This window comes from Enterobacter bugandensis, assembly GCF_900324475.1.
Lineage (GTDB): Bacteria > Pseudomonadota > Gammaproteobacteria > Enterobacterales > Enterobacteriaceae > Enterobacter > Enterobacter bugandensis.
Genome location: NZ_LT992502.1, coordinates 1,544,719 through 1,567,698 on the forward strand (window position 1 = coordinate 1,544,719; position 22,980 = coordinate 1,567,698).

Below are 22,980 nucleotides of genomic sequence, written 5' to 3' on the forward strand. Positions count from 1 at the left end.
AGAGATTACTGCGGGAACCACTGCTCGCTGATTTTCTGGTACGTGCCGTCTGCTTTAATCGCCTTCAGCGCGCCGTTCAGTTTTTCCAGCAGGGCTTTGTTATCCGGGCGTACCGCGATGCCGAGGCCTGTACCAAAGTACTGCGGGTCGGTCACTTTCTCGGTCGCCGTACCCAGCTGCGGGTTGGTTTTCAGCCATTCGTTTACCACGGCGGTGTCGCCGAAGACGCCATCGATACGGCCGTTTTTCAGGTCGATAATCGCGTTCTGGTAGCTGTCATAGGCCACGGTTTTCACTTCGGGATGTTTGTCCTGCAGGTATTTCTGGTGCGTGGTGCCATTTTCCATCCCGATGCGTTTGCCTTTCAGCTCGTCAAAGGACTTATAAGCCCCTTTCTTCGCAATTACCACCGCCGAGTTGGCGTAGTACGGGTCGGTGAACGCGACCTGCTTGCTGCGCTCCGGCGTGATGTCCATCCCAGAGATCACCGCATCGTATTTCTTGAATTTCAGCGACGGGATCAGGCTGTCGAAGGCATGGTTGGTAAAGGTGCAGTCGGCCTGCATCTGCTTGCACAGGGCTTTCGCCAGGTCGATATCGAAACCGACGATCTGATTGCTGGCGTCCAGCGATTCAAACGGCGGATAGGTGGCCGAAACGCCAAAATTGATTTTATCAGCAGCGGATGCGCCAGCGGCGAAGGTGGCGAGTAGTGCGGCCAGAACTAACTTTTTCATTGTAATGCTCCCGTCTGTCTATCTTGTCATTATGCGCCGTGTCTGCGGCATGGATGTACAATGCCAGTTAATGAATTTATATGCAATAAATATGATTAAATATTGTATGTGGTATAAAAAAAAGCGGATAAGCCATCGGGTTATCCGCTCTGGTAATTACGTTTTATGCACTCGCGTGATTAATTTCTGCGCTCAAACGCTAACGCTTTACGCTCAATCAGTCGCATCATTAGCGTCAGCAGACCGTTCACCACCAGATAGACCACGCCGGCCGCGCCGAACACCATCACGTCATAGGTGCGCCCGTACAGCAGTTGCCCGTGACCCATCACTTCCATCAGGGTGATGGTGTAGGCCAGTGAGGTACTTTTGAACACCAGCACCACTTCGTTGGAGTAAGAGGAGAGCGCGCGCTTGAAGGCGTACGGCAGCAGGATCGCCAGCGTGTCTTTTTTGCTCATGCCCAGCGCCCCGCAGGACTGCCATTGTCCTTCCGGGATGGCACGGATCGCCCCGTAAAACAGCTGGGTGGTATAGGCCGCGCTGTTCAGCGAAAGGGCAATCAGAGCGCAGAGCCACGGCTCAGAGAGCAGGTGCCAGATAACCGGATACGCCTGCAGTGACGGGAACTGGCCCGGACCGTAGTATATCAGGAAGATCTGCACCAGCAGCGGCGTACCGGTAAACAGGGTGATGTAGCCGCGCACGATCCACACCAGCACCGGCGTTTTCAGCGTCAGGATGATGGTGAAGATGAGCGCCAGGATCAGCGCCACAATGATGGACGCCACGGTCAGCGTCAGGCTGGTGTGCAGCCCTTTCATCAACTCCGGGAAATATTCAAGCATCAGCCTGGCCTCCGTTCAAAGCGCGTCGCACGCAGGTCAATACGCTTGAGGATGTACTGACTGAGCAGCGTGATTACCAGATAGATAGCCGCCGCCACGATGTACCAGGTAAATGGCTCCTGAGTACGGGTGGCGATGCTTTTGGTTTGCAGCATCAAATCGTTCACGCTGATCAGGCTCACCAGCGCGGTATCTTTCAGCAATACCAGCCACTGGTTACCCAGGCCCGGCAGGGCGTGGCGCCACATCTGCGGCATCACCAGACGGAAGAAGATCGCTGCTTTCGACATGCCCAGCGCATGACCGGATTCCCACTGCCCCTGCGGTACCGCTTTCAGCGCACCGCGCAGGGTTTGCGACGCGTACGCGGAGTAGAGCAGGGAGAGGGCAATCACGCCGCAGAGGAACGGACTGACGTCAAAGTTGTCAATCTGCATCTGCACCGGTATCTGCGCAAAGCCGAGATTGAGGGTGAAGCCGTCCGACAGCGTGAGCAGCAGCTGTGAGGAGCCGAAATAGATGAACAGGACCACCAGAATTTCCGGTAGCCCACGCAGTACGGTAACCAGCGCGGAGCCCGCCCAGGCGACGGGGAACCATTTTGCTGATTCCCACACCGCAAAGAACATCGCCAGCACCAGGCCGATAATCAGTGCGCAAACGGCAAGGCCGACGGTCATCCCGGCGGCGCTTGCTAAAGGAAAAATTTCATTCATCAGGAATTACTTCTGGAACCATTTTTTGTAGATGGTTTCGTAGGTGCCGTCTTTCTTCACTTTTTCCAGCGCAGCGTTGAATTTCTGCTGCAGCTCGGTGTTGCCCTGACGAACGGCAATCCCCAGACCGGTACCGAAGTAGTCCTTATCGGTCACTTTGTCGCCCACTGGCGCCAGTTTGTCGTTGGCTTTCAGCCACTCGGTCACGACAGCAGTATCACCAAATACGCCGTCGATACGGCCATTCTGCAGATCCAGCTTCGCGTTCTGGTAGCTGTCGTACGGAACGGTGGTGATTTCCGGATGTTTATCCATGATGAACTTCTGGTGCGTGGTGCCGTTCTGCACGCCGACTTTCTTGCCTTTCAGCTGATCGACAGAGGTGAATTTACCTTTCTGACCAATAAACAGGGCGGAGTTGTCGTAGTAAGGGGTGGTGAACAGCACCTGCTTTTCGCGCTCAGGAGTGATGTCCATACCGGCCATGACGGCGTCAATACGGCGGAACTTCAGGCTTGGGATCAGGCTGTCGAACGCCTGATTGCTGAAGGTACAGGTTGCGTCGATCTCTTTACACAGGGCGTTTGCCAGGTCTACGTCGAAGCCAACAATTTTGTTGTTCGCATCAATGGACTCAAACGGAGGGTAGGAGGCTTCCGTGGCGAAACGAATGGTCTGGGCTGCGGTAGCGGAAAGGGTAACGCCAGCAAGCAGCACGGCAAGTAATACTTTTTTCATTATATTTCCCCTGACACAATCAATGAGATAAATAGTTTTTGAAGGCATCGGTTTGCGGGTTCGCGAAGCAGCTCGCGTCACCTTGCTCAACGATATACCCGTTTTCCATGTAGACCACACGGCTGGCGGTTTTACGCGCCACTTCCACTTCGTGGGTAACAATGACCTGCGTAATATTGGTTTCCGCCAGCTCGCGAATGATGCTGACGATCTGGGCGGTGATTTCCGGGTCCAGCGCCGCGGTCGGCTCATCAAACAGCAGTACCGCGGGCTCCATCATCAGCGCGCGGGCAATCGCCACGCGCTGCTGCTGACCCCCAGAGAGGTGCAGCGGATAGCGGTCGCTGTAGGGCTTAAGGCGCAGACGCTCCAGCAGCTTTTCAGCACGCGCGATGGCCTGATCTTTGCTTAACCCCAGCACGCGGCACGGGGCTTCAATCAGGTTTTGCAGCACGGTCAGGTGCGGCCAGAGATTGTATTGCTGGAAGACCATGCCGACGTTTTGACGCAGTTCGCGTATAGCTTTATCTGACGGGGTTTTCGCGAAATCAAAATGGTTACCGGCGATAGCCAGCGTACCGGAACGGGGCATTTCAAGCAGATTAAGGACGCGCAGAAGGGAGCTTTTGCCTGCACCGCTTGGGCCAAGTAAAACCAGCGTTTCGCCTTCCGGGCAGTTCAGCGTGATGTCAAACAGCGCCTGGTGTGCGCCGTAGAAGCAGTTAATGCCGTTTAGTTTAATACTCATCGGGGCAGTCTTTACTCATCCAGGCAATCTATAGCAATTGAGGCCGCAGATAGTACCGTTGACAGAATAGTTATGCAATATTTCTGCGTTAAAAGTTAAATATAACCCGCATTTCCTCTTAAACATAGCACAAAATAGCGAACGGCAAGGTCGGCGAGTATAAATGTCGGCATTCCACGTGAAATGCCGGACATTTTACGGGGGTAACATTTTTATCACTAATGATCTAGCGGTTCTCAATCGACTGGCGCAGCGTGCCGGCCGGGGCATGAACGCTGCCGCCGATATAGCGCACATCGTCCACCGCCCAGCACTGGCCTTCACGGATCATCAGCACTTCGTCCTGCCAGGTTTGGGTTCCCTGGGTCAGCTTCACGCGCAGCGGAATGTTCCGCGCATCGGTGTTCGGGATGGTTGACGCGCTGGCCACCTCGGCGCTGTCCGGCAGCGTGGTGCGGCTGGAGAACGGATCGGATTTCAGCAGGGCGTTATGCTGCGGATCGCGAGTGGCATCGTTGAGCAGTTTTGCAAGATTATCGCTCAGGTACGGGCGCAGGGCGGTGAGATCATTTCCGCGATGCTGAATGCGGTAATCATAGAACTGTTGCGCCACGGTATCCGGGCCGCCGTCTATGCAGGGGCCGCTGCGGGTACCGATATCCTTAAAGGCTGGCGTGACCGTGGTAGTACAGGCGCTGAGCACCAGCGCGCAGGGCACTAAAAGTGTTAAAGCAGAGTAGCGCATGTTGATTTCCTTATTTATTAACTATCCTTTCAATCATAGCGTAACGAACCGATAATGCTGTTGCTAACGCATTGAACGCTAAAGAAGGAGAGAAAGTATGCAGTTTTCAACAACGCCAACCCTGGAAGGACAGACCATTACCGAGTATTGCGGCGTGGTCACCGGCGAAGCGATTCTGGGCGCGAACATTTTCCGGGATTTCTTTGCCGGGATTCGTGACATCGTCGGTGGACGCTCCGGCGCGTACGAAAAAGAGCTGCGTAAAGCGCGCGAAATTGCGTTTAAGGAGCTGGGCGAGCAGGCCAAAGCGCTGGGCGCAGATGCCGTTGTAGGAATCGATATTGATTATGAAACCGTCGGCAAAGATTCGAGCATGCTGATGGTGAGCGTAAGCGGCACGGCGGTGAAAACCCGTCGATGAAGCGCTCGCTTTCAACGCTCCTGCTGGCGATGTTGCTGGCAGGATGCGCCCAGGAAAAAGGCATTGTTGATAAAGGTGCCTACGAGCTGGATACCCACCATCAGGCGCAGGCGGCCTACCCGCGCATAAAGGTGCTGGTGATCCACTACACCGCCGACGACTTCGACACCTCGCTGGCCACGCTGACGGACAAAAACGTCAGCTCCCACTATCTCATCCCTGCGAAGCCGCCCGCACCCGACGGCAAACCGCGCATCTGGCAGCTGGTGCCGGAGAGCGAGCTGGCCTGGCATGCGGGCATCAGCTTCTGGCGCGGCACCAACCGGATCAATGACACGTCTGTCGGCATTGAGCTGGAGAACCGCGGCTGGCAGAAGCGCGACGGTGTGAAAGTTTTCGCCCCGTTTGAGCCCGCGCAAATCGCGGCGCTTATCCCGCTCGCGAAAGACATTATCGCCCGGTACGACATCAAACCGCAGAACGTGGTGGCGCATGCTGATATCGCGCCCCAGCGTAAGGACGATCCCGGCCCGCTGTTTCCCTGGCAGGCGCTGGCGAAGCAGGGGATTGGGGCCTGGCCCGATGCCGGGCGCGTGAACTTCTATATCAATGGTCGTCCGCGCTATCAGGAGGTAGATCGTGCAGCCCTGCTCGATCTGCTGATGCGCTATGGCTATGAGGTGCCGGACAACGCCACGGATCAGCAGCAGCAACGCGTTATCACCGCCTTCCAGATGCACTATCGCCCGCAGGTATGGAACGGCGTCGCGGATGTGGAAACGATGGCCATTGCAGAAGCCCTTTTAGAGAAATACGGGCAGGGGTAAACCTTCGGTTTGCGCCCGAATGCGCGTTTTCCCCTTATTTGTGCTTGAGATTAATCTTAAGTACAAACTCAATTCATTTTTAGTAAATTGACTTAAAATTATCCGGATTTAAGATAGACACATAGCTTGCTAAGTAAATCAAAAAAATATTGCTGGCGGCAGGCGTTCTTATTTTCTCCTTGAGCCTTTCATCAGGAAAAGATTGTTGGTTTTCGGTTTTAATACCGCGGCCATGCTATGTCTAATAAATCTAATCTTAAATGGGTATAACAATGTTAAGCATTTACGGTAAAAAATTACGTCCACAACCTGAAATGGAAGCCATTATTTCTGCCACGGAAGGTTTTGAAGAGAAAACCTTAAAGAAATGGCAGAAAATTTCCACGGCTGACTCTCAGTATATTCATATTATCGTCAGCGGCGAAGTCGAATTCCGTCGTGAATCAGACGAACTCTGCATGTTTACCGTCACCGGACAGTGCGTGTTTGGCCTGTCCGCTATTTTCTATCAGTCAGCCCATATGTACGGCCTGGTCCGCGCAAACACCGTGGTACGCAGCATCAAAAAAGAGGCCTTCGCGCAGCTTATGACCGAGAAAAACCTTTGGCCTGAATTGACCAAAGTGCTCTCCTGGTACATCTGCCTGCTGAGCAAACGCGATGATGTTCTGGTCGCCCGTAGCGCCTATTCTGTGGTCCGCGAATTCCTCTACGAAATTAATGAGCTGATTGTTCACCAACAGCGCGATATTAATATTTATGACTATATTCAGGAATATACCAACCTGGCCCGCAGTACCATTATTAAAATCCTCTCCGACCTGAAAAAAGGTCAATATATTGTGGTGGAGAAAGGTCGTCTGCTTAACCTCACCACGCTACCTGAAAAATATTAACTACTCCAGCCGGTCTCCTTTTTTACTCAAAGGAGACTGGACGTTATCGTTATGCAACAAACTGCTTTGCGATTGATCCTGCGTTTCGTCAACCGGCGGCGCGGGAATTTTGCCTTGAGAATAATCCTGCTCTTGTTCTTTTAACGCCTGCTTAAACAATTCGGCTAACGAAGCATCTTCACTTCCCGACGACGCGGTGGCGTTTTCGTGCGCCTCGGTTCCCGGCAGGGTATCACGCGAGGTATCGTGCCCGGCATCCTGCGGCACGGTGCTGTCAGGGGCCTGCTGCCAGTCAGCATCATCGGTGCTTATCGGCAGATCCTGCATGGGCGGCATCTCTTCCCGTACCGGGGCCGGTTTAGGATGCGGATGCGGGAACGGTTTACTCACGTACACATAATGCATATCGGAAAGCTGCGTTTCCGGTTTAGCGACGCTCGCTTTTACCGGTTCAGGGGCCGGGTGGCGCAAATTCCAGTAAATATGCGCGTACAGCCCTGCCATGACCAGGGCGCACAAACCCAATACCCATAAAAAGGTATGACCGCAAATTTTTCTCAGGCTGGGGAGGCGGTACGAAAACCAGACCGCCTCTCCGGTAGTGTAGCTGCGCTGAGCCGCAAGACAGATGGTAGACATTAGGAATGCTTCTCCTGCGTGTTGGCGTCCGGTGTGGCATGCGTGGCCTGAATCAACACGCTCGGCGTGGTATGGGTTTCACGCATTAACTGCATCAGCGTATCTTCCCCAGGAATGCCATCCACATGCAGATGCATTTTTTGCTGGAACTCGCGGGTGCGTTTCATCATCTCAGCCTTCCAGGTCTGAGCATGGGTTTCAGGCTGGCCAAGAGCCAGACTCAGCGCCTGATCCAGCCAGCCCATGTCTTTCGCATCGCTGGCGGCGCTGATGGCATCTTTGCCTTCCGGCGTCAGGCGATGCAGCTGGGTAAAGTTACCGGTGGCATGCTGGTTAAACCAGCTGCGGCTCACCTGCCAGGTGCGGTTATTCATCAGCAGATCCATCGAGTCATCGCCTACGCGGGCGACAACAGCGTAGTTAAGATGGTTACCGGTTTTGAGTTCACTGACCCACGGATAACCCTCCTGTGCCAGCGCATCCGGTGACGCGTTGCCCTGTTTACACATCAGATTGACCTTCCCGGCGTTCTGACACAGCGCATCATCCGCGGAGGCGTCATACCCCCACATCAGGTACAGCTGGTGCATCGCATCCGGCTGATTAACCACTTCATTGTCGATAACCGGCACGACAGGCGCGTCGGCTTTTGGCTTCTGCTGTTTCCAGCTCGCCGGTACGGGAAGCTGAATCGGCAGTTTTGCATTGATTGAGGTGGTTAAATACCATCCGCAGGCGGCGAACAGAACCGAGGCGAACAATCCCACGGTCGCCAGGCGCTTACCGTGTTTTTTTGCCGGGAGGAGCTCTCCCGCCGCCAGGCGTAAATGACGCGGGCTGACCTGCGCTGCACGTTCGGTCCAGGCCGCGAGCATTGACAGGTGCGCCAGTTCATTCAGTTTGCTGATGTTGCCTTTGGTCAGCGCGTGCATCTTGCGCACGCGCGCCGGGGTTAGCGGCGAATTCTCGCACCCGTGTTCTTCACACTGCGCCTGCACATAGCTGAGAAATTCCCGGCAGGTCAGGGGACGCAATGTATGACGGGTATGGGCATATTCGCGAAGTTCAGATGGGTGTAAGAGGGCGGCTTCCTGCTCCGCGCTGCCCATCAGCACGATGGACAGACGGAACTCCAGCTCCTGAGCACGCGTAAGCAACATCCCCAGCACCTCACGGCAGGTCTCCTTCATCGCTTCCGCGTGACGGATGACCAGGGTTTTGCTGCGGTTTTTTCCGCCCTGCCACTGATGCAGCACGGCATCCACCGCCTGAATGCGGCTCTTGCTCTCTTTCGTTCCCGGGTTGAGCTTGTACAGCAGGCTACTGGCACTCAGCTTAGGAAACGCGTTGATGGCAATGGCGCCAGGAAGGCTGGCCTTCAGCGCATCGCTGAAGTGGCCCAGCAGCGGTGCGTCGTTGCAAAAGAGCCCGATAATTCCCGCCACCTGGCTTTTCTCTTTCAGCAGGTTAAATACGTCCTGATGATAAGGCACCAGAAAATCGCCGGAGAAACCCGTGATTGTTCTGAATGGCGGTTGTTTAAATTTAAAGTGGCTCTGATACATAACGACTTACCGTCTCTGATTAGGAATAGCAACAGGACGAGAAAGTAAAGCAACGCCACAGGGTGGTCAATTTGCGCACAGGGTAAAAATATCCAGTTGCAATGACCTAACATCCAGATTTTATTTGGTCAATAGTTTTTTTTATTAAAGTTAATGGCGAAGTCGATGGTCGTATTTACGGCAGTTAATTACTATTTTTCACACATATTGGCGCAGCCCGACGCTGCTTATTTCCGCTTTGCTAAAGGCCAGATGAAAAATGAGGTTCTCATTTCTGTCACGGTGGATAACGCCTTGTATTATGTTTGTGCTGTTAATTTTTTGCGGCCAGCAAGGCTATCTGACGTTTAAAGATTATAAAAAAGTTACGAATAAGTTGGCTAAATCTGATGAACAGCCGCTGAAAAATCGTCGTGAAGAAAAGACATTTACTCTGTTCACGGCTGCGGTGCGTCAGGATAACTTACCGGCTGCCGCGAAAGCCCCGCTGGCAGCGGAAATTGAAGGAATTGTCAGCAGTGACGATGCCTGGCTCTCCTTTGCGGTGATTAAAACCCCGGCAGGCCAGCGCAGCTATCGCGAAGGCGAGCCGCTGACCGGTTTCAACGATGCCTTTATTCAGGAAATTAACAAAGACAATGTGGTGGTTAATTACGAAGGTGCTACGCAGGTACTGGCGTTAAATAAGCCTGACTATTTTAAGGGCGGCGTTGACAGCGGCCCGGTAACCAAATCGACGAAAGATGCAGGCGCGGAAAGCGTGCATCTGGATGATTATCTGGTGTTAAAACCGGTAATCGAAAAAGGCCAACTGGAAGGCTACAACATCAATCCAAGGAATGCCTCAGCGTTCTTCAGCCATTCCGGGCTGGAAAAGGGCGACGTGGCTGTGAAAGTCAACTCTGTCGATATGACCGATGAAGCAAAGGCAAAAAGTATTATTGCCAACTGGTCGAAAATGAAAGAAGCGGAGGTCGTCGTCAGACGTCACGCTCACCTTGAAAATATTCGGGTTAATGTTCTAAACAATTAACAAGTGTACAGACATGAAGAAATTTCCTTGGGCGTGCGTGGCGCTGACCGCATTGTCGTTATATTCCAGTTCGCTGCTTGCAGCCAACTTTAGCGCGAGCTTTAAAAATACCGATATCCGCGAGTTTATCGATACGGTAGGCCGCAATCTTAACAAAACCATTCTCGTCGACCCGTCCGTTCAGGGCACGGTGTCGGTCAGAACCTATAACGTGCTGACGGAAGATGAGTATTACCAGTTCTTCCTGAGCGTGCTGGACCTGTACGGTCTGTCGGTGATCCCGATGGACAACGGCATGGTCAAAGTGGTGCGCTCAAGCGTAGCCCGCACCGCCGGGGCCCCGCTGGCCGACAGCAAAAATCCGGGCAAAGGCGATGAGATCATCACCCGCGTCGTGCGCATGGAAAACGTGCCGGTGCGTGAGCTGGCGCCGCTGCTGCGCCAGCTGAACGATGCCACCGGTATCGGTAACGTGGTGCATTTTGAGCCGTCGAACGTCCTGCTGTTAACCGGGAAAGCCTCGGTGGTGAACCGCCTGGTAGATCTGGTGCAGCGCGTCGACAGAGACGGCATTCAGCGTCGCGAAATCGTGCCGCTACGCTTTGCGTCCGCCAAAGAGCTCTCCGACATGTTGAACAACCTCAACAACGAAGAGCAGAAGGGGCAGAACGCGCCGCAGCTCGCCACCAAGGTGGTAGCGGATGACGAGACCAACAGCCTGGTGATCAGCGGTTCGGAAGATGCGCGCATGCGCACCCGTTCCCTGATCCATCAGCTGGATCGCGAGCAGAACAACGAGGGGAATACCCGCGTCTTCTACCTCAAATACGCCAGCGCCACCAAAGTGGTTCCGGTGCTGACCGGTATTGGCGAGCAGCTGAAAGACAAGGCGGGTGCGCCGAAGTCGAAAACCGCCACGGCGGCCAGCGATCTGAATATTAGCGCCGACGAGTCAACGAACTCGCTGGTGATCACCGCGCAGCCTAACGTGATGAACTCCCTGGAGAAGGTGATCGACAAGCTCGACATTCGCCGTCCGCAGGTGCTGGTGGAAGCGATCATTGCTGAAGTGCAGGACGGTAACGGCCTGGATCTCGGCGTGCAGTGGACCAGCAAACACGGCGGCGTGCAGTTCGGCTCAACCGGCCTGCCTATCAGCCAGATTAAAAACGGCACCATGAAGGGGGCAAGCTTCACCGGCCTGGCGACCGGTTTCTTCAACGGCGACTTCGGCGCCCTGATGACCGCGCTCTCCACCGACGGTAAAAACGACATTCTCTCCACGCCGAGCGTGGTCACGCTGGATAACAAAGAAGCGTCGTTTAACGTGGGCCAGGACGTGCCGGTCCTTGCCGGTTCGCAGACCACCAGCGGCGACAACGTCTTTAACTCCGTTGAGCGTAAGACCGTCGGTACCAAGCTGAAAATTGTGCCGCAGATTAACGACGGTGACATGATCCACCTGAAGATTGAGCAGGAAGTCTCCAGCGTTGACAACAGCGCGACGGAAGACGCCAGCCTCGGCCCAACCTTCAACACTCGCACCATTAATAACGAAGTGATGGTCCACAGTGGCCAGACGGTGGTGCTCGGCGGCCTGATGGAAAACGTCACCAAGCAGTCGGTTTCCAAAGTGCCGCTGCTCGGCGATATCCCGCTGGTGGGCCAGCTGTTCCGCTACACCTCGCAGGACACGTCGAAACGCAACCTGATGGTGTTTATCCATACCACCGTCCTGCGTGACGACGACAACTACAGCGCCGCGTCGAAAGAGAAATATGACCAGATCCGCGTTCGCCAGATGCAGCGCGTGGAGGAGAAAAAGCTCGGCATTATTGAGCCAGCGGATAACGCCATTCTGCCCGCGTTTCCGTCTGCCGACACTAAGACTGCCACCCATGCCGCACCGGTGAAAACCAGCGCGACACGCAATCCGTTTAAAGAGTAAGGCGGAGGGGCAACGTGGACGAACTGAGTAAAACACTGTGTAGCAGCAGCTACGCAAAAGATAACGGCGTTTTATTTTATAACAATGACGTCTATATCCGTGATGACACCCCGGCATTTGCACTGCTGGAAGTGCGCCGGGTGCTGGGACGCGCGTTCGTCCCGGTCACCCTCACGCCGGAAGCGTTTGACGAGATGCTGGCCAAAATCTGGCAGCAGAGCAGCGGCGTCTCGCAGCAGCTGGTGGACGATATGGACGCGGATATCGACCTGATGGCGTTAACCGAGGAGATCCCGGATAACGAAGATCTGCTCGATAATGACGAAAACTCGCCGGTAATCCGCCTGATCAACGCCATTCTCGGCGAGGCGGTGAAGGACGGCGCGTCGGATATTCATATCGAAACCTTCGAGCGCACGCTGAGCATTCGCTTCCGCGTTGACGGCGTGCTGCGCCCGGTGCTGCAGCCTGCGCGCAAGCTCGCGCCGCTGCTGGTATCGCGCATCAAGGTCATGTCAAAACTCGACATCGCCGAGAAGCGCCTGCCGCAGGATGGCCGTATCTCCCTGCGCATTGGCCGCAAGGCGATCGACGTGCGCGTCTCGACCATTCCGTCCCAGTACGGCGAGCGCGTGGTGATGCGTCTGCTCGATAAAAGCAATCTCAAGCCCGACATCAACAAGCTGGGCCTGATTGATGAAGAGCTGGAGAAGCTGAAAGGGCTGATTGACCGCCCGCACGGCATTATCCTGGTCACCGGGCCGACAGGCTCCGGTAAAAGTACCACCCTGTACGCCATTCTTTCGGCGCTGAACGGTCACGAACGCAACATTCTGACCGTAGAAGACCCGATTGAATACGAGCTGGAAGGGGTGGGGCAGACGCAGGTTAACCCGCGCGTGGACATGACCTTTGCCCGCGGGCTGCGCGCCATTCTGCGTCAGGACCCGGACGTGGTGATGATCGGGGAAATTCGTGACGGTGAGACCGCGCAAATTGCGGTGCAGGCGTCGCTTACCGGTCACCTGGTCATGTCTACGCTGCACACCAACAGCGCCGCAGGGGCGATAACCCGCCTGCGGGATATGGGGCTGGAATCCTTTTTAATCGGTTCATCGTTGCTCGGTGTCATTGCCCAGCGTCTGGTGCGTCGGCTGTGTACGCACTGCCGGATCACCAGTCCGCTGGATGCCAATGAAAAAGCGCTGTTCAGCTTTATGGACGCGCCGCCAAAAGCGATTTACCGCGCGGTGGGCTGTGAACACTGCCGCCAGAGCGGCTATCAGGGCCGGGCCGGTATTCATGAGTTCCTGGTGGTGGACAGCACCATGCGCCGCGCCATTCATGAAGATAAGGACGAAATGTCCATCGAGACGCAGCTCTTTAAGCAGGCTTACAGCCTGCGTGAAAACGGGCTGCTGAAGGTGATTAGCGGCGTGACCTCGCTGGAAGAGGTGATGCGCGTCACCGCCGAGCGTGGGGGGGATGCGTAATGGCCTTCTACGCCTGGACCGCAACGGACGGCGCGGGGAAAACCCAGCGCGGCACGCTGCAGGCCGAGGGGCAAAAGCAGGTTCGCCAGTGGCTTCGCGAGCAAAAGCTGATGCCCGTCAGCATCAACGAAACCCGCGAGGCGGCGGCGTCCGGTAAAGCGAAAACCGGCGCAAAGCTCTCCACGCCGGTGCTGTCGATGTTTACCCGCCAGCTTTCGACGCTGGTCAACGCCGCGCTGCCGCTGGAAAGCGCCCTGAAGGCTATCTCGAAGCAGACGGAGGACAAAAAGCTGGCGGCGATGGTGGTGGAGATCCGCGAGAAAGTAGTGGAAGGCCACACGCTGTTCGACGCGTTTAGCCAGTTCCCGCGCACCTTCGACAAGCTCTACTGCACCCTGGTGATGGCCGGCGAAAAAACCGGCCACCTGGGCGACGTGCTGGAGAAGCTGGCGGAGTACAACGAGCAGCGCCAGAAGATGAAAAGCAAGCTGACGCAGGCGATGGTCTACCCGATTACCCTGACCGTGGTCGCCATCGCGGTCATCAGCATTCTGCTGGTGGCGGTGGTGCCGCAGGTGATCGAGCAGTTCACCCACATGAAGCAGCAGCTGCCGATCACCACCCGCACGCTGATTGCGGTGAGTGATTTTCTGCAGGCGTACGGGATCTACATCGTGGCGATCCTCGGCGGCGGGTTTGTCGGCTTTAAGACCTGGCTGAGAAACGCCAAAAACCGTTTTCGCTGGCACAGCTGGCTGGTGAACGGATCGCCGATCAAAAAGCTGGTGTGCGCCATCAACAGCGCCCGCTATATCCGCACCCTGAGCATTTTGCAGGCCAGCAGCGTGCCGCTGCTGGAGGGGATGTACATCGCGATGGACGGTATCGAAAACCTCTATGCCCGGCAGGTGCTGGAGCAGGCCGCTGATACCGTGCGCCAGGGGGCATCGCTCTATGCCGCGCTGGAACAGGCGAAATTATTCCCGCCAACCATGCTGTATATGATTGCCTCCGGCGAAGAGAGCGGAGAATTAGGCAATTTAATGGACCGCGCGGCGGAAAATCAGGAATCGGCATTGCAGCATCGAATTACATTAACGCTGTCGGTATTTGAACCGGCGCTGGTGGTATCCATGGCGACGATTGTTTTATTCATCGTGCTGTCAATATTACAACCGCTTCTGCAACTTAATAATATGGTAGGTTAAATCATGGCTTTAAAACGTAAAAACCTGGCGCGTCAGGCGGGTTTCACCTTGCTCGAATTAATGGTGGTCATTGTTATTCTCGGCGTACTGGCGAGCATGGTGGTGCCAAACTTAATGGGCAATAAAGAAAAAGCAGATACGCAAAAAGCAACCAGCGATATTGTCGCGCTCGAAGGTTCGCTGGATATGTATAAGCTGGATAACCACCGCTACCCGACAACCGAGCAGGGTTTACAGGCGCTGGTCACCAAGCCTGAAATCGCGCCAATCCCGAACGGCTACCGTGCTGATGGCTATATCCGTCGCCTGCCGCAGGACCCGTGGGGCGGAGATTATATTCTGGTTAGCCCGGGCGAACACGGCGCGGTCGACGTCTTCTCCGCCGGTCCGGACGGTGAAGCCAATACCGCCGATGATATTACGAACTGGTCTCTGGATAAGAAAGAGAAATAATGAATAAACAACGCGGCTTTACGTTGCTGGAAATTATTCTGGCGCTGGTGATATTTGCCAGCTGCGCCATGATGGTGGTGTCAACCATACCCTCACGCAGCGGTGCGGATATATTTGGCCAGCAATTAAAAGCCCTCGTTGATTATGGTTCAGACCGTGCGGTGATGGACGGAAATATCGTCGGGCTGGTCATCACGACGGATAATTATCAGCTGGTGACGCTCGAGGATAAAAACGGCGAACGTCACTGGGTGCCGTTATCCGCCGGGCGTATTACCACCAAAGGCGATTTCCCGGAAGAGATGCACGTTTCGCTCTCGCCCCAGCGCCTTGCCGCCACGGTAAGCGCCGATCCGCAGGTGCTCTTTTTACCGGACGGCGAAATCAGCCGCTTCACGCTGACGCTGCAAAGCTATGACAAACAGCACCATTTCCGCGTGGTGTCGCAAGGCGCTGCGCCTGTATCGGTAGAGAACGATGGCTAACGGCAAAAAGCAAAAGGGGATGACGCTGCTGGAGGTGATGGTCGCGCTGGTGATCTTCTCCACCGCCGCGCTGGCGCTGATGAACTCCGTCTCCCTGAACGTGCGTTTCACTCACGGCCTGGCCGACACGCTGCAGGCCAACTGGGTGGCGGAAAATCAGCTGGCGGAAGCGCAGCTCACGAAAACCGACTTCCCGGACGCCGAGGCGCAGGGGACGGAAATCATGGGCGGGCGCAGCTGGAACTGGCGCAAGCAGCGGGTGAAAACCGCCGACAACGGCTGGGCGAACGCCATTCGCGTCTACGCGGAAGGGGACGACAGCCAGCCGGTTATCGCTTTGCAGATCGTTCCGCCGGGAGAGAGCAAGTGAAAAAAACGCGACGCCAGCGCGGGTTTACCCTGCTGGAGATCATGATTGCCCTGACGATATTTGCGGTGATCAGCACCCTGGCCTGGCAAATTCTGGACGGCGCAATGCGCACCAGTTCGGCAACCGACGCCAGCGCCGCGAAGCTCAATCAGCTGCAGCGGGCCTGGAATCTGATGGAGCGCGATTTCTACCAGCTGCAGGCGCGCGCCCCGCGTAACGAGCCGGATCTGTTTCGTCAGGTGGATGATGCGCTTGAGCTGACCACGCTGAATGGCGTGAGCGGAACGATCCAGCTGGAGCGTGTGCGCTGGCGCCTGGAAGAGGGGCGTCTGTATCGCGACGTCTGGCCGGTGATTGATGGCCCGGTGGACGCGAAGCCCGATGAAGTGCCGATTGTCAGCGAGGTGAAATCCCTGCAGTGGCGTTTTTATCGTCAGGGCTGGCAGAAAAGCTGGAGCGACCCGGCGCATCTGCCGGACGGCGTGGAGCTGACGCTGACCATGGAAAACGGCGATACCTGGCGCTGGGTCTTTACGACCCCGGGCGATATGCCTGAAGCGGCGGCGCCAGCGCCCGCCGCTGCGCCAGAGACCGCGCCTGCGCCGGTGGCGGCACCGGCACCGGAAGCAAAATCATGAGTGCATTACGTAAACAGAAAGGGGTAGCGCTGCTGGTGGTGCTGATCCTGCTGGTCATGATGTCGGCGCTGGCCGCCAAAATTAGCCAGCAGTTCTGTCGCAATCTGCAGAAAACCCATTATCAGGTCAGCCAGCAGCAGTTGCGCTGGGCGATGCAGGCGCAGGAGAAGGTGGTGAAGGACCGCCTGCAGACCGACGCCACCGGTGAAAACAAGGCTCTGAACCTTGACGGCGACTGGCACCAGCCGCTGGAGACGCGGGGCGAAGATTACACGGTGGTCAGCCAGGTGGAAGACGCGCAGGACTGCTTTAACGTCAATAACCTGCTGGCCGCAGAGAAAATACCACAGGGGCAAAACGCGCCCGCCGTGCCGGAAAAACCGCGCAACGAGCAGATTGTTGAACAGATCCTGACGGAAAGCGGCATCAGCCACACTACGGCAGAAGAGGTGTATCAACAGCTGGTGGACTATCTCGATGGCGACGCGACGACGGCCAAAGACGGTGCAGAGAGCGATGCCTGGGCGGGCGTTGTGCCCGCCCGACAGCCCGCGAACCAGATGATGCGCACCATTGCGGAGATCAAACAGCTGCCCGCGTTCCCGGTAGCGGCATATCCGAAGGTGAGCAAGCTGCTCTGCGCGCTGCCGGACTCTGCCAGCAAGGTGGATGTGAACACCCTGAAACCGGAACAGGCCGCCTTACTGGCCGCCCTGTTCCCCGGAAAATTAACGGAAGATGATGCCGTTCGCCTGATTGATTCGCGTCCAGAAACCGGCTGGGAAAATATGGAAACCTTCAGCAAAGCGCTGGAGCAGACCTTCCCGCAGTTGAAAGACGATCTCCCGCAGGTGGCTGAGCTTCTCTCCATCAGCAGCCGGTATTTCCGCGTGAACTATACCGGCAATACCGATGAATTAACGCTTCGCGTGGTTAGCCAGCTTCAGGTCAATAACGAGGCCGGTGAGATCGTGACGTGGCAACGTCGTTACCGAATGATTGAATAAGAAAAGTAGATCGCTATGAAACAGGTACTTTTTGTTCGTCCCGATAACCGCGAGGGCGGGAAAATAATGGGGTGTGTCTCCGGCAGCCAGCAGGTTGAGACGCTGGAGAGCCTGGACGCGCTGGCGGACCACCCACTGGCGGCCCGTGTTTGTCTGCTGCTGCCCGCCAGCAGCATGATCTTCCGCCATTTTACGCTGCCGAAGAAAGTCGCCTCTCAGGCGACGGCATTCTCCTGGATGGCGGAAGAGACGCTGATTGGCGAGGTGGATAATCTCCACTGGACGGTGCTGAACAAAAAAGGCGCTGAGGTTGATGCGGTTGCGATAGACGCCGATCTGCTGCGCGGGTGGTTAAGCCGCTGTCAGGAGGCGGGGTTAAAAGTGATCCAGGTGCTGCCGGATGCCTGGCTGCTGCCCGTGACGGCTGGCGGAAGTACTCTTGTCGCTCAGGACGACGGCTACTGGCTACGTTTATCACCGCATGTTGCCAGCGAAATGGAAGCGAGCCTGCTGCCGCTTCTGATGCAGAAGGCCGGAGAGGGGGAGGTGTGCTGTTACGGCGAAGCGCCTGCTGGTGTGGACGTCGACATTGCCCAGCCCTGGCAGCATCCGTTGGTGCTGATCCAGCCGCAGTGGCAGGCCTGTCGCGTGAATCTGCTTCACGGTGAATTCAGCCTTAAGGCCGGTAACGGGCGTGTCGCGAAAAGCATGAAAGCCGCAGTGGCAATTGCGGGCCTGCTGTCCGTTGGCCTGCTGCTGGGGCCGCGCGTTGCGATGGCCTGGATGCTGGTGCAGCAGGAAAACCAGATACAGGAGGAGATCCTCCAGGTGTATAAGCACCATTTCCCCAGCATGCGTCACCAGACCAATATCAAATATCACTTTGGTCAGAACGTCAAAAAACAGAGTAAGGGGATCTTCCTTCAGCTGGACGAGCTGGCGGCCGCCCGGCAGTCAGTGCCTGCGATGGAAATCGATCTGCTGGAATACGATGCTCAGCAAAACACGCTGACGCTGAGCGTTAGCGCGCAAAACCAGCCCGCGTTGCAGGCGTTTGTTAACCAGACCCGTGAGAATTTCGATTTTACCTTACAGCCTGTTTCAACCACCAAACCCTATACCGCCATGATCGCAGGGAAACATAAATGAAAGAGCGAATCGCGCAGCTGAAATCACGCTACCAGAACTACAGCGCCCGGGAGAAAGTTATTTTAAAACTCTGCATCGTTGCCCTGCTTGGGGCTGCAGTGTATTACGCAGGAGTCATCCCTTTGGATAATATGATTCAAAATAGTAAATCGACGCTTAAAAGACAAAAAGAGACGCTTAACTGGATGCGCAATGAAATTGATAAAAATCATCTTCAGGTTCAGTTAGTCAAAACGGATAATCCTCGCACGGTGGTCGAGAAAAGCGCCAATGAAATTAACCTGTCGCTGACGGACGTGCGACAGGAGGGACAAACTTTATCGTTCGTGGTTAATCGGGTAAATGTTTATGAATTAAAAAACTGGCTGCGCGAAATTAATCAAACCTCCGGCGTCAGATTGCAAAAAATAAACCTTACGCCGGTTGACCATCTCAGCGATGTAAAAGCGCAGGTGCAGCTCACCTGGGCAAAAAACGCATGAATACCTTCTCGCTGATCAGGGAGGCCTGCCCGGTTAGTTTTCCGATAATGAGTGCGATCCTGGGCGGGATTATGGGCAGTTTTCTTGGCGTTGTTGCCGAGCGCCTGCCGGGGATCGTGATGGATGAAGAGGGAAGCGGCAATCTGCTCTTTCCTGCCTCGCACTGTCCGGTGTGCCAGCACACGCTTGCTGCATGGGAAAATATCCCCCTGGTCAGCTGGCTGTTATTACGGGGACGCTGCCACCAGTGCGGCACGACCATCCCGCTGCGGTTATTTTTGATCGAACTTTTCTCGGCGCTGTTTTTTGGCGTTACGGCCTGGTGCATGCCGGACGTTCAGGGGTTGTTTTCGCTGTGGTTACTCGCGCTGTTTTTACTGCCACTGGCGATGATCGACTGGCAGTATCAGCTTCTCCCGGACTGCCTGACCCAGCCGCTGTTGTGGGCAGGTCTCTTACTCCATGCATTTGACCACAGATTGCCGTTGCAGGACGCGTTGTTCGGTGCGGTAGCAGGCTATCTGTCGCTCTGGCTGCTCTACTGGGCCTTTCGCCTGCTGACAGGGCGGGAAGGGCTGGGCTACGGCGATTTTAAGCTGCTGGCGGCCTTAGGCGCCTGGTGCGGCTGGCAGGCGCTGCCTTCAATTGAACTTGCCGCAGCGTTGAGCGGTATCGCGGGCTATTTCGCGTTAAATAATTTAAATAAAAATAACCTCACTATTTCTTTCGGACCCTATCTGTCATTTGCTGGAATAGTCGTGTTTATTGGACAGCAGTTTGCTTTCATATTTTAAATATACAGGTCAAGTTTTTTTATAAGTTTTTTTGACGGTGGAAGAGAAGGATGTCTCTTTGCGCTCAGTGTATCGTAAAAGATATAAGCTACACGGAATTTGGGCTTGTATCTTTTTATGGGGGAATACAACGCAGCAAAACGTTTTTTGTCACGGTTTTCAGGTTGGTTAAATACGCATTACGCAAATAGACTCCATGCTCTCAAGGAAGACATGGATTATTACGTTACGAATAAATTTATCAGGAAATAAAAAATGAAATTTATGAAGCCTAAATATCTGGCGCTTTTTGTTGCAGCCGCAACAAGCTCAGTATTTGCAGCGGCGCCGGGTACACCGTCAATTACATCAGGCAATGATAAGTTTGCGCTGGTAGAGGTGGATCAGGCGGCACAGGACTACAACAACCTCATCAAAGTGCATAAAGATGGCGTTGACGTGAAGGTGGAGTGGAACGTCTGGAGCGGCGATGCCCCAACGTCTGCAAAAGTTTTGCTGGACGGCAAGACCGTCTGGACCGGTGCGGGTAGTGCCGCAGGCTCTGCAACCTTTAAAGTGAAGAAAGGCGGACGCTATCAGGAGCAGGTTGAGCTGTGTAACGACAGCGGCTGCACCAAGAGCGCCAGCAAGCTGATCATCGTGGCGGATACCGACGGTAGCCACCTGCTTCCTCTGAACACCCCGCTGCTGGAAAACAACAAAGCGTTCGCGCAGCACACCGATAAAGTGGTTGGCGCTTACTTCCCTGAGTGGGGCGTGTACGACCGTAACTTCTCGGCAGACAAAATTCCTGTCGCGAACATTAACCACCTGCTGTACGGCTTCATTCCAATCTGTGGCGGCGACGGCATTAACGACAGCGCCAAATCCTCCGGCGCGCTGGAGTCTCTGAAACGCGCCTGTCAGGGCCGCCAGGACTACACCGTGGCGATCCACGACCCGTGGGCTGCGCTGCAAAAACCTCAGCAGGGTGTAAGCAACTGGGACGACCCGTACAAAGGCAACTACGGCCAGCTGATGGCGATGAAAAAAGCCCATCCTGATCTGAAAATCCTGCCATCCGTAGGCGGCTGGACTCTGTCTGACCCGTTCTATCAGATGGATAACAAAGTGCTGCGTGACCGCTTCGTTGCGTCCGTTAAAGACTTCCTGACCACCTGGAAAGTGTTCGACGGTGTGGATATCGACTGGGAATTCCCGGGCGGCGGCGGTGAGAACGCCAAGCTGGGTAACCCGCAGACCGACAAAGCGACTTACACCGCGCTGATGCATGACCTGCGTCAGATGCTGAACGAGCTGTCTGCGGAAACTGGCCGTACCTACGAGCTGACCACGGCAATCGGTGCAGGTAAAGATAAGATCGAAGACGTGGACTACAACACCGCGCAGCAGTACATCGACCATATCTTCCTGATGAGCTACGACTTCTACGGTGCGTGGAGTAATACCGATTTGGGCCACCAGACCGCGCTGTACGGTGCGTCCTGGAAACCAGATACCAACTACACCACCGATAACGCAGTGAAAGAGATGCTGGCGCAGGGCGTTCAGCCTGGCAAGATCGTCGTCGGTGCGGGCATGTATGGCCGCGGCTGGACCGGCGTTCACGGTTACACGGGTGACAATCCATTCACCGGTACCGCGACGGGTCCAATCAAAGGGACATGGGAAAACGGTATTGTTGACTACCGTCAGATTGTAAACCAGATGCTGGGCAAACCAGGCTGGGAATACAAATACGACGAAGCAGCAGAAGCGCCGTACGTGTTCAACAAATCCACCGGTGAGCTGGTGACATACGATAACGCCCGTTCCGTCAATGCGAAAGGCAAATACGTCCTGAGCAAAAACCTGGGTGGTTTGTTCGCATGGTCTATCGAATCCGATAACGGCGATATCCTGAATGCCATGAACGAAAGCCTGCTGGGCGGCAGCTCTACGCCTGTTGAGCCGGTTGTAACCAACCATGCGCCGGTCGCTTCTGCAACCGACATGACGGTAACGGGCCCGGCGACTGTCACGCTCGACGGCTCAGCCTCCAGCGACCAGGACGGCGATGCGCTGACCTATAAATGGACGCAGGTTTCCGGCGCCACCGTGACCCTGGCGAACAGCACCAAAGCGAAAGCCAGCTTCAGCGTACCGGCCGTGACCAGCGATCAGAACCTGGTGTTCCGCCTGACCGTGACCGACGCGAAAGGGTTGAGCAACGCTATCGACGTACAGGTAGTGAACAAAGCGCCTAAGGCCAACCAGGCTCCGGTGATCAATGCCATGGAATCCGTTACCGTTGAATCCGGTGAAGCGATTTCTCTGCATGCACAAGCCTCCGATCCTGATGGCGATGCGCTGACCTACAGCTGGAGCGTACCGGCTGATATGAACGCAACGGGTACCGATACTGCTAACGTTCGCATCACTGCGCCAGAGGTGAACAATACCTCTTCTTACACGCTGAGCGTTGTTGTGACGGATGGTAAAACCAGCGTGCAGTCTAACGTGCAGGTGACTGTGAATCCAAAACCGGCTGACGTAACGCCACCGGCTGATGAGGTGACCCCTCCGGCTGACGATGTGACCCCTCCGGCTGATGATGTGACCCCTCCGGCTGATGATGTGACTCCGCCATCTGACGAAGGTTCTGCAACCGGTGGCTGCGACGCGCCTGTCGATGCTAACGCCAGCAAATATGCTGCGTGGGATGCCAGCAAAATCTACAACAATGGCGATACCGTAAGCTTCGACCATCTGGTGTGGAAAGCGAAGTACTGGACGCAGGGCAACCAGCCTGGCTTCGGTGTGGATGCATGGGAACTGGTGAGCAACGTGAAGATGAACTGGCGTTCTGACCTGGTCTATAACGGCGGTGATACCACCACTTACCAGGGCAGCGTTTACCGTGCCAAATGGTGGACCCGTGGTGATAACCCGGCCAACAGCGACGTATGGGTAAAAGAAGGCGCAGCAACAGACTGCAAATAATCTAGCCCAATAAATGCTCCCCCCTTATTGGGGGGAGCAATTCAAACTTCATTTTACA

The 22,980-nt window shown here is 55.4% G+C and carries 24 protein-coding genes; 16 read left to right on the forward strand and 8 right to left on the reverse strand.

Annotated elements, in window-relative coordinates; all coding sequences use genetic code 11:
* Positions 1 to 5 precede the first annotated feature (5 nt).
* The 6 genes from artJ to DG357_RS07505 form a co-directional block, all read right to left on the reverse strand.
* A complete protein-coding gene (artJ, locus tag DG357_RS07480; protein ID WP_015571008.1) occupies positions 6 to 737 on the reverse strand; it encodes an arginine ABC transporter substrate-binding protein ArtJ in 732 nt (243 codons plus the stop codon).
* 179 nt (positions 738 to 916) lie between these two features.
* On the reverse strand, positions 917 to 1,585 hold the full coding sequence (gene artM, locus DG357_RS07485) for an arginine ABC transporter permease ArtM (protein ID WP_028012513.1): 669 nt from the start codon (positions 1,583 to 1,585) through the stop codon (positions 917 to 919).
* Positions 1,585 to 2,301, reverse strand: a complete 717-nt coding sequence (artQ, locus tag DG357_RS07490) for an arginine ABC transporter permease ArtQ (RefSeq protein WP_088204915.1) — start codon at positions 2,299 to 2,301, stop codon at positions 1,585 to 1,587. Before artQ ends, artM begins: the two co-directional genes overlap by 1 nt.
* Before the next feature lie 6 nt (positions 2,302 to 2,307).
* The gene (artI, locus tag DG357_RS07495; RefSeq protein ID WP_008500032.1) at positions 2,308 to 3,039 is read right to left on the reverse strand and encodes an arginine ABC transporter substrate-binding protein ArtI; all 732 of its coding nucleotides are present in this window, start codon (positions 3,037 to 3,039) and stop codon (positions 2,308 to 2,310) included.
* Positions 3,040 to 3,058: 19 nt separating this feature from the next.
* Complete coding sequence (gene artP, locus DG357_RS07500) at positions 3,059 to 3,787, reverse strand: arginine ABC transporter ATP-binding protein ArtP (RefSeq protein WP_008500030.1); 729 nt, start codon at positions 3,785 to 3,787, stop codon at positions 3,059 to 3,061.
* A gap of 226 nt (positions 3,788 to 4,013) precedes the next feature.
* Complete coding sequence (locus DG357_RS07505; protein WP_028012515.1) at positions 4,014 to 4,532, reverse strand: lipoprotein; 519 nt, start codon at positions 4,530 to 4,532, stop codon at positions 4,014 to 4,016.
* A 97-nt stretch (positions 4,533 to 4,629) separates the two neighbouring features.
* Between DG357_RS07505 and DG357_RS07510 the strand changes: the two genes are divergently transcribed.
* From DG357_RS07510 to DG357_RS07520, 3 genes are all read left to right on the forward strand, one after another.
* On the forward strand, positions 4,630 to 4,953 hold the full coding sequence (locus DG357_RS07510) for a heavy metal-binding domain-containing protein (protein ID WP_028012516.1): 324 nt from the start codon (positions 4,630 to 4,632) through the stop codon (positions 4,951 to 4,953).
* Positions 4,950 to 5,780, forward strand: a complete 831-nt coding sequence (locus tag DG357_RS07515; protein ID WP_088204916.1) for an N-acetylmuramoyl-L-alanine amidase — start codon at positions 4,950 to 4,952, stop codon at positions 5,778 to 5,780. Before DG357_RS07510 ends, DG357_RS07515 begins: the two co-directional genes overlap by 4 nt.
* 272 nt (positions 5,781 to 6,052) lie before the next feature.
* Positions 6,053 to 6,676, forward strand: a complete 624-nt coding sequence (locus DG357_RS07520) for a helix-turn-helix domain-containing protein (protein ID WP_028012518.1) — start codon at positions 6,053 to 6,055, stop codon at positions 6,674 to 6,676.
* Here DG357_RS07520 and DG357_RS07525 read toward each other — a convergent pair whose 3' ends face one another.
* Together DG357_RS07525 and DG357_RS07530 are read right to left on the reverse strand one after the other, a co-directional pair.
* A complete protein-coding gene (locus DG357_RS07525) occupies positions 6,677 to 7,315 on the reverse strand; it encodes a hypothetical protein (RefSeq protein ID WP_069732570.1) in 639 nt (212 codons plus the stop codon).
* The gene (locus tag DG357_RS07530; RefSeq protein WP_088204917.1) at positions 7,315 to 8,880 is read right to left on the reverse strand and encodes an ExeA family protein; all 1,566 of its coding nucleotides are present in this window, start codon (positions 8,878 to 8,880) and stop codon (positions 7,315 to 7,317) included. The genes DG357_RS07525 and DG357_RS07530 overlap by 1 nt, the downstream gene beginning before the upstream one ends.
* Before the next feature lie 301 nt (positions 8,881 to 9,181).
* On the opposite strand from DG357_RS07530, the gene gspC reads away from it, so the two are divergent.
* The 13 genes from gspC (at position 9,182) to DG357_RS07595 (ending at position 22,922) form a co-directional block, all read left to right on the forward strand.
* The gene (gene gspC, locus DG357_RS07535; protein WP_041910664.1) at positions 9,182 to 9,913 is read left to right on the forward strand and encodes a type II secretion system protein GspC; all 732 of its coding nucleotides are present in this window, start codon (positions 9,182 to 9,184) and stop codon (positions 9,911 to 9,913) included.
* A 13-nt stretch (positions 9,914 to 9,926) separates the two neighbouring features.
* Positions 9,927 to 11,861: a type II secretion system secretin GspD gene (gene gspD, locus DG357_RS07540; protein ID WP_048959671.1), complete on the forward strand. Its 1,935-nt coding sequence runs from the start codon at positions 9,927 to 9,929 to the stop codon at positions 11,859 to 11,861.
* Between the two features lie 14 nt (positions 11,862 to 11,875).
* Positions 11,876 to 13,354 (forward strand): type II secretion system ATPase GspE, encoded by a 1,479-nt coding sequence (gspE, locus tag DG357_RS07545; protein ID WP_088204918.1) that lies wholly within the window; start codon positions 11,876 to 11,878, stop codon positions 13,352 to 13,354.
* Positions 13,354 to 14,562 (forward strand): type II secretion system inner membrane protein GspF, encoded by a 1,209-nt coding sequence (gene gspF, locus DG357_RS07550; protein WP_088204919.1) that lies wholly within the window; start codon positions 13,354 to 13,356, stop codon positions 14,560 to 14,562. The genes gspE and gspF overlap by 1 nt, the downstream gene beginning before the upstream one ends.
* A gap of 3 nt (positions 14,563 to 14,565) precedes the next feature.
* On the forward strand, positions 14,566 to 15,015 hold the full coding sequence (gspG, locus tag DG357_RS07555) for a type II secretion system major pseudopilin GspG (RefSeq protein WP_028012525.1): 450 nt from the start codon (positions 14,566 to 14,568) through the stop codon (positions 15,013 to 15,015).
* The gene (gspH, locus tag DG357_RS07560) at positions 15,015 to 15,500 is read left to right on the forward strand and encodes a type II secretion system minor pseudopilin GspH (protein WP_028012526.1); all 486 of its coding nucleotides are present in this window, start codon (positions 15,015 to 15,017) and stop codon (positions 15,498 to 15,500) included. Before gspG ends, gspH begins: the two co-directional genes overlap by 1 nt.
* Complete coding sequence (gene gspI / locus DG357_RS07565; protein ID WP_088204920.1) at positions 15,493 to 15,870, forward strand: type II secretion system minor pseudopilin GspI; 378 nt, start codon at positions 15,493 to 15,495, stop codon at positions 15,868 to 15,870. Before gspH ends, gspI begins: the two co-directional genes overlap by 8 nt.
* Positions 15,867 to 16,508 (forward strand): type II secretion system minor pseudopilin GspJ, encoded by a 642-nt coding sequence (gene gspJ, locus DG357_RS07570; RefSeq protein ID WP_047368188.1) that lies wholly within the window; start codon positions 15,867 to 15,869, stop codon positions 16,506 to 16,508. The genes gspI and gspJ overlap by 4 nt, the downstream gene beginning before the upstream one ends.
* Complete coding sequence (gene gspK / locus DG357_RS07575; RefSeq protein ID WP_045261800.1) at positions 16,505 to 17,515, forward strand: type II secretion system minor pseudopilin GspK; 1,011 nt, start codon at positions 16,505 to 16,507, stop codon at positions 17,513 to 17,515. The genes gspJ and gspK overlap by 4 nt, the downstream gene beginning before the upstream one ends.
* Positions 17,516 to 17,530: 15 nt before the next feature.
* A complete protein-coding gene (gene gspL / locus DG357_RS07580; protein WP_088204921.1) occupies positions 17,531 to 18,664 on the forward strand; it encodes a type II secretion system protein GspL in 1,134 nt (377 codons plus the stop codon).
* A complete protein-coding gene (gene gspM / locus DG357_RS07585; RefSeq protein WP_045261799.1) occupies positions 18,661 to 19,146 on the forward strand; it encodes a type II secretion system protein GspM in 486 nt (161 codons plus the stop codon). The genes gspL and gspM overlap by 4 nt, the downstream gene beginning before the upstream one ends.
* Complete coding sequence (locus tag DG357_RS07590; protein ID WP_088204922.1) at positions 19,143 to 19,940, forward strand: prepilin peptidase; 798 nt, start codon at positions 19,143 to 19,145, stop codon at positions 19,938 to 19,940. Before gspM ends, DG357_RS07590 begins: the two co-directional genes overlap by 4 nt.
* A 255-nt stretch (positions 19,941 to 20,195) precedes the next feature.
* Positions 20,196 to 22,922 carry a glycosyl hydrolase family 18 protein gene (locus DG357_RS07595; protein ID WP_088204923.1) on the forward strand — a complete coding sequence of 909 codons (2,727 nt, stop codon included), beginning with the start codon at positions 20,196 to 20,198 and terminating at the stop codon, positions 22,920 to 22,922.
* Positions 22,923 to 22,980: the final 58 nt, after the last annotated feature.